This window comes from Blautia coccoides (genome assembly GCF_034355335.1).
In the GTDB taxonomy this organism is placed as follows: domain Bacteria; phylum Bacillota; class Clostridia; order Lachnospirales; family Lachnospiraceae; genus Blautia; species Blautia producta.
The window spans coordinates 408,396-422,333 of sequence record NZ_CP136422.1 but is presented as its reverse complement, the minus strand read 5'-3'; the positions used below and the strand labels follow the sequence as shown (position 1 = coordinate 422,333).

The window sequence follows — 13,938 nt, the reverse complement described above, 5'->3', positions numbered from 1 at the left end:
CTTTCTTACCTTCTCCTGTATTGCTCCGCCTTGTCTGCAAGCTTTTCCCTCTCTGCCCCGAAAATCTTCCAGGTAAAAGCAAAGGGTTCTGGATGCAGTCTGTCTTTTTCTAGACACTCGGCGCCCCAACTGGCGCTTCCCAATCCATGCTGCGCATAGTCTACGGACAACTGGATATGTTCTGTCCTGTGCAGCTCATTTGTGTGGGAAGCCTGTGTCAGATCTTCCTGGGTATAATGCAGTGCTCCAAAAGAGAATACTTCTTCTGATGCTACACAGATTCCATTTCCCGACTCCGTCAGAAATGCCGCCCAGCGGGTATCCTCATGATTTCCTGTCTCCTGCGGCACCACATAGGGGAAGTAAAACTCCTCTACTTGTTTTTCCCAGCACCCCACAGGATTTCCCTCTTTACAATCCCGATACGTCTCAAGCGGACCTCTGCCGTACCAGACTGCTTGTTCACAGGCTTTGTCAAGCTCAAAACGCATGCCGATCCGCGGGAAACTCTCAGGAAGCTGTACGCCTGTGGGTACGCCGCTGTATTTTACAGTTACCAGACCGTCAGCCATTACGCTGTATTCCGCATGTACGATCACTTTCCAATCCAGAGTAATAGGGGCGTATATCTGCGAAACAGAGATTGATACCATCTGTTCCCGCTCTCTCACCGTCACCTTTTCCACCATGTTAGTCATGGATTTCAGCATGGCCTTCTCCCAGATCTCTGCTGCGTTCTTATCATTGTCAACAGGTGCTCTCCAGAAGTTCAGGCCCAGGCCTTTTCTAATCAGGCGCTCCCCGTTTAGGATATAGCCGCTGAGATATCCGTGTACTCTGTCAAATTCGACGGTAAAGTTTTTACCTTCTATATATATAGTTCCGCATTTTTCAGTTATATGAAGGCCGCCTGCCTCTGTGTCTTCGGTGCCGGAGGTCTTCGGACATTCTGCTTTCCCTTCTCTTATACATTCCTGATGGAACGCTGCTTCGCAGTGCTCTTCCTGTGACCACTCCTGTTTTTCTCTCCACCTCACGGATATCGTAAGCCAGATATCCTGTGTCTCTGTCCAGTCCTCTGTGTCTTTGGGATCATACAACCCGATGCGTCTGCTCTCATGGGGCGCGGTCCCGGTCAGGTCTGTTTTTCCTTCCAGTAAAGTTTCCTGCAGGGTATGGATCCTGAATGTACCTTCCAATTGGGACAAATCTGTAAAATCATATTTGTTGTGAACTGTGATTTCCCCTGTGTTTCTATCAAACCCGGAAAATGTCACCGGTTCCATCACCTTTTTCACCTGAAGGATAGCGGGTGTGAGTCTTCTGTCAGCTTGTACCAGACCGTCGCAACAAAACGCGCCGCTGTTTGGGTAATCTCCGTAGTCACCGCCGTATGTATAACAGCCTTCACCGTCACTGTCGCATTTTTTGATTCCGTGATCGATCCATTCCCAGATAAAGCCCCCCTGAAGTCTGGGATACCGTTCAAAGATTTCCCAGTATTCCTTCAATCCTCCAGGGCCGTTTCCCATAGCATGGGCGTATTCACAAACTACATGAGGCTTCTTCTTGGTGACGTCCCTTCCCAGGTCTTCCAGCGCTTTATGTCTTGTGTACATGGTACTGTAAACATCCGCAATGGAGGCGTCCCTGTCTTCCTCATAATGGACCAGTCTGGTTGGGTCATAGGATTTTATAAATCTTCCGCTGGCTACAAAGCTGCTCCCGAATCCCGATTCATTTCCCAGTGACCAGAACAGGATACTGGGATGGTTCTTGTCTCTTCTCACCATGCGCTCGGCACGGTCCACATAGCTTTCCTCCCACAGGGTATCATCACTGAGCCGGTTCATATTTTTGGTGTATGCCATCTGGTTGCATTCCAGGTCAGCCTCCTCCATCACATAAAACCCAAGGCGGTCACACAGATCCAGGAAGTCCGGGTGCGGCGGATAATGGGAGGTACGCACTGCATTGATATTATTCTGCTTCATCAGATACAGATCAGCCAGCATGTCCTCTTTTGTTATACATCTGCCTGTCTTTTCATTCCAGTCGTGCCGGTTTACGCCTTTGAGCTTAATGGCTCTGCCGTTGACCCAAAACAGGCCGTCCTTCAGACAGATATTTCTGAATCCCACCCATTCGCCATAGGACTCCACCACTTCCTCTTCCCTCTTCAAAGTGATGACCAGTCGGTACAGAGCAGGCTGTTCTGCTGACCAGGGGCGTACGGCATCCAGCTCTGTCTCCGTCAGATACTCTGTTTCTCCTTTCTTACTGCATATCTTGCGGATATTCTGATAAATAACCTGTTCTCCGTCAAACAATTCCGTCTCTATGGTAATTACAGCCTCATCCTCTGTATGATTCTCCAGAACGGCTTCCAGCTTTAGCCTTCCCTTTGTTTCCTCCAAACAACAGGTATGTGTATCCTGCTGTTTTGGCAGCAGTTCCGATATGATACGGCAGTCCAGCATATGTACTTTTGGTCTCCGGATCAGGCTCACGTCTCTGATAATGCCTGCAAACCACCACATATCCTGATTTTCCAGGTAGCTGCCGTCACAGAACTTATAAACCTTTACTGCCAGTACATTTTCCCCGCTCCTCAATGCCTCTGTCACATCAAATTCCGCGGTGTTGCGGGAACCTTGGCTGTATCCTATGAAAATGCCGTTGAGCCATACATGGTACGCGCTCTCCACCCCGTCAAATCGCAGGATATACTCTCTGTCCTCCTGCTTTTCTTCATGAAACACATGACGGTAAACACCGGTGGGATCATCCGCCTGTATCCCCGGATCATCCAGTATGGGAAACAGCGCAATGGCATCATTATAGTGAGGGGAGTCATAACCATTGAGCTGCCAGTGTCCCGGAACCGGCATGGTATCCCATCCTCCGTCATCATAGGTCTCCTGCACACATTCGTCAGGAACATAAAAAGGTGATCCGTAATAGGCAAATTTCCACTGCCCGTTTAACAGCCGGAAATTCCCGCTCTCCTCTCTTTTTCCTCTCATGGCAGATCCCCTGTCCGGATAACCGCAGTAAAACGGTCTGACCGGAAGGCGGTTCCTGCCAAGCACTTCTATATTGCTCCAATCCCTGTGTCTGTATAAATATTCCATGTTTTCCCCCTTCTTCTATTCAGGGCAGCTATCCCTGAGTATCAATTGATTCGGCACCACTATTTTCAGTCCCCGTTCCCTGTCGGTCCAGAGGCATTCCATCAAAGTTTTGGCTGCCATCATTCCTATGAGATCATTGTGCAGCTTCACTGTGGAGAGTGCCGGTGTCACAAACGACGCTGCCTGGTCATCATTACAGCCGATGATGGCCACATCATTGGGAACAGATATTTTCTCCTCCCCCAGCGCCTTTAAAAAGCCGATGGCCATGGTGTCGTTCTCCACAAATACGGCTCTGGGAAGTCTTCCCCGCCGGATGATCTCTTTTCCCAGCCGGTATCCGAACTGGGTGTGATTGGAATGGGCCAGGTAAATGTATTTCTCATCGTACTTTTCCAAGCTTTTCATTCTCTGCCGGAAATACAGGAAACGCTCATCTCTGTAAATCTTCCCGTTGACTTCCAGCCCATAGGTTCCCATATATCCAATGGTGTCATATCCTTTCTTCAGAAAAAAGTCCAAAGCTTTTTTCACAGCCTGTTTGAAATCATTCACCACACAGTCGGCTTCCAGCTTCTCGTCTTTTAGCTGAAAGTCAGCACATACTACAGGAAGTCCTGAATCCAGCACAGCTCTGCGGAAGGTCTTCTTCTGGTACCAGAGGGTGGAGTAGCCTACAAAGACAAGTCCCTGATAACCGGCGATCCTGGACGCGTTGGCATCCAGCATGGGCTCAAACACCTCTTTTACCTTGAAACCGTTCTTCTCCAGCTCCATTTTAATGTTCATACGGATCACCTGGTAAAAACTGTCCTCCACTTCCTCTTCCTCACCGTACAGGAGCATGACACCAATGGTACCTCTTGTTCCCTGAATGGCAGAGTATTCAAAACACCGATTGTATCCCAGCTCGCCTGCTGCTTCCAGGATTCTTTCCTTTGTCTTCTGCGACACAGAAAATGTACTGTCATTCTTCAAAACCCTGGATACGGATGCGGCAGATACTCCGGCTCTCTGTGCAACATCCCGTATTGTAGCCATATCCCACCTCTTATTTACTTAATGCCTTTAGTTTAGTTACTATATTTATTATTTAGTAAATTTATTTGTATTCCTTACATCCTCACAATACTCGAAACAATGGAATTTGTCAACAATACATTTGGTTTTTTTCCGTTTTTATTGTGCATATCTGATATTTTTATTACTTTTACATAAATACATCCCCCGTATATTTAGTAAATATATATAAAAGAAATAGGCTGCTTATGGTTAAAAGCAGCCCATTTTTATTTAACTAGTAAATTTATTTACTATATCAATACTCCACCACACCGTAATATCTCCGGTCATCGGGATTGTGGTCTCTCACCACAGAAAAATAGTAGCAGAACCACTCCAGAGGCACGAACATGACAAAGGGTGCCAAATCCGCATGAAGCCCCATGGCAAAATCCGCGTAGTCCAGTACGATGGCTGTGCCTTTCCACCGCTCTACAAACTGCAGTGCCCTCTGCGTAATTGCTCTGGATGAATCTGTGGGCACTAAAAATAAAAACGGAACGCCTGATTCCACAATCTCCAGAGGACCGTGACGGAATTCACCGGCCTGTATTACCGCACCGTGGGACCAGAGAAACTCCATTCCGGTGATAACACCTTCTTTATAGGCAAGGGGTACCATGGAACTGGCTGATACTGTGTAAAAGCCTTTCAGATTCCGCAGAGGTTTTGTCATTTCCAGAGCCTTCTCCTCAAATGTTTCAATGTGGTGTCCCAGCACTTCCGGAAGGCGCTTCATATCAGACAGTATCTGCTCCATGACTTCTGTACTCTCCCCGCGTTCCAGGGACAGCCGGGCGATCAGGGTGTAAAGGGCAACGAGCTGACATTCCCACATGGCTTCCGCGTGATAATCTACCACGTAATCCGCTTCCTGACCCAGTGGATTATCCTCCCGGCGGTCACAGACTCCAACTGTGGTGATCCCCTGTTCTTTGGCTTTTCTGAGGCCTTTTACAATCTCCTCTGTTGTACCTGACTGGGAGATGAACACTGCCAGCATTTTTCTGCCTCCATAGACCGGCATGGAATCTATGAATTCCCATCCGGTGTAGGCATTTACTGCCAGTGTTGTGTATTTGTCCGCCAGGTATTTTGCCGTGCTGCCCGCAGCACTGGAGCTGCCGCAGCCTGCAAAACAGATGCGCTCCACCTGGTTCTCCCTAATATATGTCAGAATGGGGGCTATTTTAGCATCCACTGTCTCCAAAAAATCTGCCACCTCTTTTTTCATATCCGCTGTTACTAAAAAGTGTACCTCTTCTTTGTTTAAATTTAACATGTTCTTTTTCCTGTAACTATTCAGTGCATTTCCTAGTTACTTTTCCTTTCTTTCTCATATTTTTTATCTTGTCCGGAGTAAGGCAAATAGTTGAACACTGCCTTTTGCCATGGAACCTTACTGGCAGTGCAGCATTTTGCTATAACTGCTTCAGTTCTATTTCCAGTTTCACTCTATCTGTTCTCATATAGGCTCTGCAGTATTCCACCACCCTTCCCTGCCTGTCATATGTTTGGAACGTAAAGAGAAAAACACTGCTCCCCTCCGGTATTTCAAGCCATTTTGCTTCTTTTTTTCCTGCTTTTATAATAGTCACTTCCTGTCTGGACTCATGGAGCTGCACACCTCTCTGTTCCATGATCTCATAGAGAGAGGAAGCTTCCGGATTACAGGAGTGCACATCTCCCAGAATATCTGCCGGGACATACGTATATTCCACGGACACAGGAAGATCATCGCCCAGACGGAGACGAACGATCTCATGCACACCTCTGCCCTCTGTCTGTTCCTCCATCCGGGAATACACAGGCGCACAGGACAGCATTCTCCATGTCAGTATCCTGCTGCCCGCCTTTCTGCCCTGCTCCCTCATTGTCTGTGTAAAACCGCAGAGCCGGCACACATCTCCTTTTCTCGGCACAGAGGAAGCAAAAGTGCCGGATCCCCGCTTTCTCTGTATCAGTCCTTCGCTCTCCAGTATGGAAAGTGCCCTGCGTACCGTCATACGGTTTACATAAAACTCTGCCGCCAATTCCCTCTCTGAAGGTATTTTACTGCCCAGAGGGTATTCCCTGTCTTCTATTTTCTTTCGGATAGCCCCTGCTATACGGGGGTACACGAAACGGTCACTGCTCCCCATATTACCAGGCTCCGAAATGGCCGATGGTGAGGGCGGCTTTTTTCGCCCCGGCCTCCATGCAGTTTTTCAGCGGTTCGCCCTTTAGTGCTTTGCTTAAAAATCCGGCAATATAGGAATCCCCCGCTCCAAGGGTATCCACCACTTTTGTACCCGCAATTCCGCTGGTGACAAATTCTTTTCCGTCATAGGCCACGCTGCCGTTTTCCCCAAGTGTGGCGGTTACACAGCCTGCTCCCAGCTCCTTCACCCGTTTCAAAAGCTCCCTGGTAGAGGTATTGTCCTCCCCACAGGAGAAAAAGGCATAATCGATATAGGGAGCCAGTTTTTCTATTTTGGGTTCCCCGTACTTGTTTGAAAAATCATAGGAAATCTTCACTTTATGCGGAATCCTGCCAAGGCAGGTGTCGCATTGTCCCCAGACCGCCATGTGTACGCAGTCAAAATCTGCCAGATACTGCAAGTCTTCATCAGACAACTGAAACCCTTCCAGAACATTCAGGAAATCTTCCCCGAACTTTCTGTCACCATCCAAAAGCTCTATGTATGTGACTGCTGTTTTTCCCTCTTTTCTCTGCATACGGACCGTTTCCACGTCCTGCTCCTTCAGCTTTTCCTGCATCATATCTCCAAAATTGTCTGTTCCGATCCATCCCAGATACGCAGTATCCATACCAAGCTGCCGTCCGTAGACAGCCACATTTACTGCATTTCCGCCGGGATAGGCCCATCCCTGTCTCTCATAGAAATCCACGCAGTTGTCACCGATCGCTGCCAATCTCATATCCTTTCACCCTCCTCCATCCTTAAAATACTGGTAAACCTACACCTGTCGCCTCTTGTGAGGGAGCAGGCATACTCCACCTTTTGTCCATCCTGGTCAAATGCCCGCATTTCCATCACTGCCAGCGCGTCTCCCTGACTGCATTTCAAAAGCTTTGCCTCCTTCTCGTCGGCTGCCCTGACCGTCATGGTCTGTTTCCCCTGTGTCAGGCGGATTCTGTATTCCTGTTCCAAAATACCGTACAGGGAACCGGCCAGGGGCTTGCTTTCCAGTTCGGGAACAAGATACGCGGGGATATGGGAGATTTCCAGGGCTGCCGTCTCCTCGTCTACCTTTCGGAGACGGATGATCTCTGTGATATCCGCCCAGGGAGGCAGGTTAAATTCCTCTGCCAGTGTATATCCCGCTGTGATCACCCGGCAGGACAGCAATTTCGTGGCCACTGTGCTTCCATTTTGTTGTGCCATCTGGGAAAAAGATTCAAAACGTTCCATGTTTCTGAGTATCTTCTTTTTTGCCGCAAATGTCCCGACGCCTTTTACGCTGTACACGATCCCTTCCTCTTTCAGCCGTTCCAGCGCAACACGCACAGTTCCCTTCTGCACGCCAAACTGCTCTGCCAGCTTCTCATTAGAGGGAAGCTGCTGGTCTTCTTTTATATGGGCACTTTCCAGGTATTCCCTGATCCTATCCGACAGGTAAAACTTATCCCGGCGCATGATATCCCTCCTCTCTTTGTATACCAATCATGTGTTTTTCTATACCGCAGACTATACACACAAAAGAGGGGAAGAGCAAGAGCAGATGAAAAATATGGTGAATATGCATAGTAAATGAGATTTTACTTTCCTATATAATATGGGTTGGGGATTTTAGATAATATTTTGTGAGGTGGTAAAAGAATTTACTTATTGAATTGAGTATACCAAAACTGTATACGACAAAAAATCTTGAATTAATTATAATAATTTGTTATGATATAAATATAAAAGAAACAACCGCCCACAAGGGGTTGGCTGAATATGAAGATAGAAACTCCACCCTCTCAACTGCCAAGTATCAGGGTGGTTTTTCTATGTAGCTACTTACAAAACGTAAAAACGAATGTAAGCAATGCCAAAAGGAATAGGCCAAAGGTCATAATATATTCTTTACTTGTTTTATCCGCAAAATGAGTATCACTATTGGCAGTACCAATTCTAGCAGCATTAAAACCGCAGGAAAATTGTACTCCCAGGTCATCTCCCAGTATTGAAAAATATCCCAAAATCTAAAAATCCAGATTCCTGCTCCAAGGATTCCCAAAGCAGAAGCGATCACCGGCAATATCAGACTGGATCTTCTCCTGCTTTTGCTTTTCATGTATAGATAAGCATCAATACACCCCAGCGTGAATCCGCCTGACATCATCCAGTTTCCAATCATGGGAATGTTATAAGCCACAAAAACTGAAGTTGGCCCATCAGCACCTCCTATTATTGTAACATGACTTCTTAAATGCCTATCTATGAAGTCATTAATATATATATCTGTTACAAATCCATATGCTGTATAGACAGCTACTACGACTGCCAAAACCAAAAACAGAAACCGTATTCTGCCCGTCTCTGTCCGTTCCTCTGCATTCCCGTACTTTTTCTTAACCACTCCTGCCGCCAGAAACAAAACCAAGCCCGGCAAAAGAAATTCAAGGCCCCGCATGATCACGTAAATATAAAACGGCGCAGAATTGCTTACATTATACTCAAAAAAATCCGCCCCCACCCTTACGCAGAACCCTAAGACCAAAAGCAGCACAGCACCATAGAACAGTTTATAAATATTTTTCCTGTCCATACCTTTTCCCCTCCACTCAATCCTCTTTCATATATGGAGTATAACAAACCTTTAAATAAAAAGATATATTTTCTTCGTGATGCACAGATATGGAACATCCGCCACAACGCAAAACGGCTGACAGGCAGCCCGCCGTATCAGCCGTTTTTCATTATTCTAAATATTCACCTGTATGGTAAGTATTATATTGTTTTCTGATCTTCACAGTAATAACACCATGACTGTTATCCTGGAAATCATCAATTACATACTTTGTATTCTTGGCATCCAGCTTCTTCAGGTACAAATCGTACTCCGCCTTCACCTCCTGGGGTGTAAATGCCTCAAACCTAATGGTCTGAGATAAACATGCGCTCGTAATCCTCTTCATGGTAAATGACTTCCTTTTCTTTGAATTAATGTAACTGCTCAGTGTACTCTAACAGTGATGAGCTAAACTTCTGAGTCGTTACGATTTAATTTAATTTTACCACTTTAAAAAATTTCATGTAAGCATTTTTCGTCAGTTACTACAATTTCAGCACATGTAATAACTATATTTTGGTCATTATTTGTGTATTTTGTACAATTACGTTTTACTTCACCGAGCTGTACCTCCGAATAAATAATATGCAGTATATGAAATCCATCCTCTGTCAGACCGCTTTCTTAGTAGGTATCTCCGCCTTAGGCAGGACTTTATCATGCCTGTGCATATGAAGGAATGTGCCCACAAGAATATAATAGACATAGACCGCACAACCGTTACTGTATCTGTTCACAGAGAAAAACGGAAAAAACACCTGATCTGTATCGCCAAATCCCATCATAGCCAGTACCGAGTTCAAAACCATCATAACAAACGCGATCAGCACGCCGATACACAGAATATTACAATACTGGTTGGTCAGTTTTTTAATATCATGCAGCATCCACAGGAAAACACCTGCTATAAGCAGTATCATAAAAAATATCCCCCAAATCCCCGCACTGCCAAACATCCGCATCAGGATTCCCGGTGTGTCATCCAGTTCCAGGTATGCCCGGATACTGCGCATTACCAGATGCTCTCTGAAGCCTTTATATATCATTCCCGCTCCAATGAGAGACAGCACCACCGGAACACTCCAGATTTTTATGAGGAATTCCCGTCTCCTGATGTGAAACCATCCTCTTCGCACTGCTATCGTGAGTATCAATACATGGGTCAATATGATCAAAAATGTATAAAAGAACTCCCCTGAGATCAAGCTTAAGAGACATACAAGCCCGGCAATTCCCAATAGCCGGTGTACTTCGCCATATCCCCCTTTCCGGTAATAGAAAGTCAGAACACAAAAACCTGCGGCTGTGCTGAACAGCATACTCTGATATGCCGTATCTGTAACATGAAATCCTGTGCCCTCGAAGGGGCCGCTGAAAATACTCAGTACCAAGAATACGCCGCTGATTATAAAAAAAAGCATCCAAAGCTGATACGGCCTGGAAAAATATTCTCCCCTGTACTTTCCGAAAGAAAACATCAGCAGAAAGAAAATCCCCAGCCCCCGCCACATGATCAGATTTCTTCCCATCTCATCACTCAAACCGAATCCAAAATATATGATCATCAGAACCTGTATCAGCAGATCGATCCCTATAAAAAACAGCAGAAGCTTCACATCCAGCCGAGTCCTGTGCACTTTGTCAAGCTCAATCCCTGTCTCCACCGGATCTCCCATTTCCTCCACTGCTCTTTCCACTGCCTCTTCCTGGCTCAAACCCTTTTTCCGGAAATATTCTGTATCCTCCTCAATATGGCCCAGCAGTTCCAGCCTGATATCCTCCCAAATACTTTTACAGTGGATCTGCGCTTCCACTAGTTTCAGATATTCATGAACCTTCATAGGCCGGCCCTCCCAGTACACGTCTGACTGCCGTCTCGTACGTCTCCCACTCTTCCTTTTTTCCATCCAAATGCCTGTGGCCTTTTTTTGTGATCCTGTAGTATTTTCTGGTCTTTCCGCCTGCTTCCTTCTCATAGGATTCCAGAAATCCCTTTTCCTCCAGCCCGTGCAGAAGGGGATAGAGCGTTCCCGCCTTCAGTTCAAACACATTCTGAGATCTGTCTCTCAGTGTCTCTATCATCTCATATCCATACATTTCCCGCTCTGAGAGAAGCTGAAGAAGCAGAAGCGTTGTGCTGCCTGACAACAGACTCTTGTCCAGTTTGTTTGATTCCATCGCTGTTCCTCCTTTCTGATCATGCTGCTGTAGTTTTCTGTTCCGAATCTCTATTTTTTAAACAAGGTACTGATCAAAGCGATCACAAATATAGGGACCCACATAAAACAGATACCGCATAATACCCGCATTCCGAAAGTCAAACCGGAATCCGCCAGTAACCCCATCCCTATGGAGGCCGACAAAATACTGAAACATAAAGCAGCAATGCTCAATATTATTTTTCCTCTCCTGGTTCTCATAAACATCAGTCCCCCTTTTAAACTTTCTGACAAACTTCTTATGAAACAAAAACTTGTTTCTTTTTCCTTTTCTGTTCAATTTAAATATATAGATTATCTATATATCGTCCATCTATATAATACTACGATATACTCCCTCTGTAAAGGCTTTCTGTCATTTTTTCAGCTTTCATTATTTCAGCCTGTTCTTCCTGTATCCAAGCGGTGTATCTCCCATTTTCTTTTTAAATGCAGTAATATAGTAACTGACTGTGCTGAACCCGGTCATCTCCGCAATCTCCGAAATACTCAAATCTTTCTTATCCAAAAGCTCCAGACTCCGTGAGAGCCGGTATTCAAGCAGGTATTCCCATGGTGTCATATGTATCATCTTTTTAAAGAACCGGCAGCATTCCCCTTTACTGATATGCGCAGAGGCAGCAAGCTGATCCAGCGTAAATTTCTCCCTGTAATGTTCGTGGAGAAAGTTAAGCAGCACAGTTGTACGCTGCTGCTCCTGTATGCTGTAGTCTACATCTCCCCGGTTGTCAAACAAATTCCGGCACATGGTAAGCCACAGCCTTTGCAGCCGTTCACAGATCAACAGCTCCCTGTGATGGGAGGCATCTCCGAAATGGGCAAAGAGCCAGGACAGATCCTCCACCGCTTCCCTCTCCCATGACTTTCCCGTATCTGCAAAATGATAAAATGGCTGCGCCGACGCAAATGTCCGGTAGTATTTCTCATAATAAAAACTGCCTTTATATCCATACAGCATCACAGGGTCAAAAATAATCGTCCGGTATCTGGCACTCTTACCATCACCCTTTTTCAGCGTATGGAGCGCGTCGGGAAATACCAGAAAAGCCTCACCTGCTCCCACTTTGATTTTTCTCTCCAACACCTGTACCCAGGCCTCGCCTTCCAGGATCAGCGATATCTCCACCTGTTTCTGCTGATGCCAGTTCACAAAATTATTGGCATACTCATCCAGATCATCATGGAAAATCTCTGCGGGAAAGGAATATGTGCCAATAGAAAGCGTGGAATACAGCTCCTTGTCCACAGGAACACTTTTTTCCGACATAGGTTTCTCCCTTCTCGTCAATATTTTATAATATTTGATAGATATTTTTAAAGTTTTACACAATAAAAGTTAATATAATTATATCTATAAATATATTTTTTCACAAGGAGCCAATATTGAAAATAAAAGATGATTTTCTTAAATCCCTGCTTTTTATCACATTTCCCATAGTTCTGCAGAGCCTTCTCACTACGGCTGTGGGTTCGGCTGATGTGCTTATGTTGAGTTATGTCAACCAAACATCTCTTTCCGCCGTTTCCCTGGCCAACCAGGTGCAGTTTGTGCTGAATCTGGTCTATGTGGGACTGCGGACAGGCACCACAGCCATGTCATCCCAGTATTGGGGTAAAAATGACACAGCCTCCATCCGTCGTCTCACCCTGGTTGTACTTCGCTTTTCCATGGGAGTCTCTCTGCTCTTCTTTGTTCTGGCCTTCTGCATGCCCAGACAGCTTATGCATATCTTCACGTCAGAACCGGATTTGATCACCACAGGAGCAGAGTATCTGCGTATTATCGCTTTCTCCTATCTCTTTATGGGAGTGTCACAGATTTACCTGTGTATCCTCAAATCCATCCAGCAGGTCGGCAGAAGCGCGGCCATCGGTTCTGTAACGCTGGCGGCCAATGTGATCCTGAATGCTGTATTTATCTTTGGCCTCCTGGGTTTTCCAAAGCTTGGCGTGACCGGGGTTGCCATAGCCACTGTCATTTCCAGAGCAGCGGAGCTTTGCTTGTGCGGACTGGATGCCGGCATCATAAAAAAAATACGCCTCTCCCGGGAGGATTTTCACGACGCCGGAGGTATCCTCAGCAGAAACTTTTTGAAGTATTCCCTCCCCGTTACCGCCGAGGGCTTTGTCTGGGGCGGCGCTACCGCCGTTCTCTCTGCCATAATGGGGCATCTTGGCTCTGACATTGTGGCGGCCAACTCTGTGGCCTCTGTGGTACAGGGACTGGCTACGGTAGTATGTTTCGGGTTTGCCGAGGGCGGCGCTGTCCTGCTTGGCAAGGAACTGGGAAGGAGTAATTACAGTAAAGCTCAAAAAGACGCATCAAAGCTTATGAAGGCAGCTCTCATAAGCGGCCTGGCAGGTGCTGTTGTCATGCTTCTTCTAAAACCTGTGGTGACGGATATTGTCCGTCTCTCCCCTCAGGCCCTGCTGGATCTAAACAGTATGTATCTGCTGCTGGCCTTAAACGCAGTGCTTGCTTCCTTTACAAACACTGCCATCTGCGGCATTTTCTGCGCCGGGGGAGATACACGCTTTGGTCTGTACTGTGATTTTCTGGTAATGTGGGGTTACTCTGTGCTGATAGGACTCTTTCTGGGATTTGTCTGGAAACTCCCCCCGGTTACGGTTTACATAATTATGAATCTGCACGAACTGGTAAAGACGCCGTTTGTCCTGAAACATTATAAGGGGAAAAAATGGCTGAAAAATATAACCATTTAATTTTAAGGAGGAACACT

General features: G+C 46.2%; 13 protein-coding genes. 1 reads left to right on the top strand and 12 read right to left on the bottom strand.

All coding sequences use genetic code 11. From position 1 onward, the window contains the following. Positions 1-5 precede the first annotated feature (5 nt). The 12 genes from BLCOC_RS01855 to BLCOC_RS01800 all read right to left on the bottom strand — a co-directional run bounded on the left by BLCOC_RS01855 (position 6) and on the right by BLCOC_RS01800 (position 12,464). On the bottom strand, positions 6-3,134 hold the full coding sequence (locus BLCOC_RS01855; protein ID WP_115624191.1) for a glycoside hydrolase family 2 TIM barrel-domain containing protein: 3,129 nt from the start codon (positions 3,132-3,134) through the stop codon (positions 6-8). Positions 3,135-3,149: 15 nt separating this feature from the next. Next, entirely contained in the window at positions 3,150-4,175 is a 1,026-nt protein-coding gene (locus BLCOC_RS01850; protein WP_029470759.1) for a LacI family DNA-binding transcriptional regulator, read from the bottom strand. A 277-nt stretch (positions 4,176-4,452) separates the two neighbouring features. After that, complete coding sequence (locus tag BLCOC_RS01845) at positions 4,453-5,478, bottom strand: SIS domain-containing protein (RefSeq protein WP_029470760.1); 1,026 nt, start codon at positions 5,476-5,478, stop codon at positions 4,453-4,455. Between the two features lie 139 nt (positions 5,479-5,617). Continuing rightward, positions 5,618-6,337, bottom strand: coding sequence for a GntR family transcriptional regulator (locus BLCOC_RS01840; RefSeq protein ID WP_115624190.1), 720 nt, complete (start codon positions 6,335-6,337; stop codon positions 5,618-5,620). 1 nt (position 6,338) lies between these two features. After that, entirely contained in the window at positions 6,339-7,118 is a 780-nt protein-coding gene (gene frlD, locus BLCOC_RS01835) for a fructoselysine 6-kinase (RefSeq protein WP_115624189.1), read from the bottom strand. Beyond that, entirely contained in the window at positions 7,115-7,837 is a 723-nt protein-coding gene (locus BLCOC_RS01830; RefSeq protein ID WP_115624188.1) for a GntR family transcriptional regulator, read from the bottom strand. Before BLCOC_RS01830 ends, frlD begins: the two co-directional genes overlap by 4 nt. 418 nt (positions 7,838-8,255) lie before the next feature. After that, positions 8,256-8,954 carry a hypothetical protein gene (locus BLCOC_RS01825; RefSeq protein WP_165907249.1) on the bottom strand — a complete coding sequence of 233 codons (699 nt, stop codon included), beginning with the start codon at positions 8,952-8,954 and terminating at the stop codon, positions 8,256-8,258. A gap of 151 nt (positions 8,955-9,105) precedes the next feature. After that, positions 9,106-9,324 (bottom strand): protein pyrBI, encoded by a 219-nt coding sequence (locus BLCOC_RS01820; protein WP_115624186.1) that lies wholly within the window; start codon positions 9,322-9,324, stop codon positions 9,106-9,108. Positions 9,325-9,589: 265 nt separating this feature from the next. Beyond that, positions 9,590-10,819, bottom strand: coding sequence for a permease prefix domain 1-containing protein (locus tag BLCOC_RS01815; RefSeq protein ID WP_115624185.1), 1,230 nt, complete (start codon positions 10,817-10,819; stop codon positions 9,590-9,592). Continuing rightward, positions 10,806-11,156 (bottom strand): PadR family transcriptional regulator, encoded by a 351-nt coding sequence (locus tag BLCOC_RS01810; RefSeq protein WP_018594678.1) that lies wholly within the window; start codon positions 11,154-11,156, stop codon positions 10,806-10,808. Before BLCOC_RS01810 ends, BLCOC_RS01815 begins: the two co-directional genes overlap by 14 nt. 50 nt (positions 11,157-11,206) lie before the next feature. Continuing rightward, on the bottom strand, positions 11,207-11,398 hold the full coding sequence (locus BLCOC_RS01805) for a hypothetical protein (RefSeq protein ID WP_131918347.1): 192 nt from the start codon (positions 11,396-11,398) through the stop codon (positions 11,207-11,209). Between the two features lie 172 nt (positions 11,399-11,570). Further along, positions 11,571-12,464 (bottom strand): AraC family transcriptional regulator, encoded by an 894-nt coding sequence (locus BLCOC_RS01800; protein WP_029470769.1) that lies wholly within the window; start codon positions 12,462-12,464, stop codon positions 11,571-11,573. Between the two features lie 116 nt (positions 12,465-12,580). Between BLCOC_RS01800 and BLCOC_RS01795 the strand changes: the two genes are divergently transcribed. Then, the gene (locus tag BLCOC_RS01795) at positions 12,581-13,921 is read left to right on the top strand and encodes an MATE family efflux transporter (RefSeq protein ID WP_165907250.1); all 1,341 of its coding nucleotides are present in this window, start codon (positions 12,581-12,583) and stop codon (positions 13,919-13,921) included. The last annotated feature ends 17 nt before the right edge of the window (positions 13,922-13,938 follow it).